This is a genomic window from Hymenobacter agri (assembly GCF_054778495.1).
On record NZ_BAAGZM010000877.1, the window covers coordinates 1 to 1329 of the forward strand.

Consider the following 1329-nt stretch of genomic DNA (forward strand, 5'->3'; position numbering starts at 1 on the left):
GGGGCGGGCGGCGGAGGCAAAGGTCGGCAGAAGCGGCGGGCTGCCTGCGCGCCCGGCGGGAGGAGCGGGCACAAAAAAGCCTCTCCGTGGAAAGAGAGGCTTTCGGGAAGCTGGCGCGAACGCCAGCCGTCGGTTTTCAAGCTCAGATTTTGCGAACGTTGACGGCATTGATGCCTTTGCGGCCCTCCTGCGTGTCGAACTCTACCCGGTCGTTTTGCTTTACCGTAGCTCCATTGAGGCCGGTGACGTGAACGAAGAAATCCTGCTTGGTTTCGTCGTCGGTTACGAAGCCATAGCCTTTGTCTTCGTTAAAAAATTTGATGATGCCGGTTTTCATGCGAAAAACTAAAAAGGAAACGAACAACCGCCCGGGTAAAGGCTGCGGAAAGGCCTGAAGCAGCAGCAACGCGCTGCCGTTTCAGAGCCGCTTACGCGGGATGTCCGTGCGGGGTTGGCCTGAGCGCGGCAGGCTATTGGTTATCGCGCCACTCGTACACCCACTTAGCCTGAATCTGCTCCAGGTGGCCTTCGGTGGCCTGCTCACGGGTACCGTCGAAGTTATCCAAGCTCAGCACCCACTCGATGAGGTCGGTGAAGCGGATGCGGTAGATTTTGGCCTCGGTGAAGTCGTCGCCGAACTTCTCGTAGAGGGCCATGGCAATATCCTCGTGGTCGGCCCAGTGCATGGGCGGCTCAAAGTGGGGCATTTTTGGGAGTGTTGAGTGTTGAGGAATAAGTGTTGAGTGAAAATTACAGACGTTGAGAAAGCCGTTGACTCATGCAGCAACAACTCAACTCTCAACCCTGAAAACTCAACACTTTAAAACTAGTGGCCCAGGAAGTGCTGGGGCGGGATGGTGACGACGAGTTGCATGTCGCGCTCGACCACGCACTGGCAGGCCAGGCGCGAGTTGATGCGCGGGTTCTCGGCACGGTCGATGAAGTCTTCTTCCTTATCGGAAATCTCGGGCAGGTCGTCGCCGCCGGCGTTCACGTAGATGTGGCAGGTACTGCAGCCGCACACGCCACCGCAGTTGTGCTGCAGCTGAATGCCGTTGTTGAGGGCCACGTCGAGCACCGACTCGCCGGAGGCCGCCACGTGGGTTTGGGCCGGCTGGCCGTCGCTGAACTGAAAGGTGATGGTGGTGGCGGAAACAGACAAAACGGAAAACAATAAAGACGAATAATAGGCGGCATTTGCCGCCGCAAAGGTACTCCTCCCGGCCCCGGCATCAAAGCTGGGCCTGGATGCTGGCCGTGAGCTGCGCGTATAGCGCCTGCCAGGCCGGGTGCCCGGCCAGCGCGGCCTCGTGGGCGGCCAGCGTGGGC

General features: G+C 59.4%; 3 protein-coding genes. All 3 read right to left on the bottom strand.

The window, feature by feature from the left end; translation table 11 throughout:
• Positions 1-142 precede the first annotated feature (142 nt).
• Positions 143-337 (bottom strand): cold-shock protein, encoded by a 195-nt coding sequence (locus tag ACYVDE_RS23000; protein ID WP_460503862.1) that lies wholly within the window; start codon positions 335-337, stop codon positions 143-145.
• A 133-nt stretch (positions 338-470) separates the two neighbouring features.
• Entirely contained in the window at positions 471-707 is a 237-nt protein-coding gene (gene iscX, locus ACYVDE_RS23005; RefSeq protein WP_460503863.1) for a Fe-S cluster assembly protein IscX, read from the bottom strand.
• A 119-nt stretch (positions 708-826) separates the two neighbouring features.
• Positions 827-1162 carry a 2Fe-2S iron-sulfur cluster-binding family protein gene (locus ACYVDE_RS23010; RefSeq protein ID WP_460503864.1) on the bottom strand — a complete coding sequence of 112 codons (336 nt, stop codon included), beginning with the start codon at positions 1160-1162 and terminating at the stop codon, positions 827-829.
• Between the last annotated feature and the right edge of the window lie 167 nt (positions 1163-1329).

Excerpts from the sequence above, each read along its gene's own strand:
- ACYVDE_RS23000 (WP_460503862.1), bottom strand. The coding sequence starts at position 337 with ATGAAAACCGGCATCATCAAATTTTTTAACGAAGACAAAGGCTATGGC.
- iscX (WP_460503863.1), bottom strand. The coding sequence starts at position 707 with ATGCCCCACTTTGAGCCGCCCATGCACTGGGCCGACCACGAGGATATT.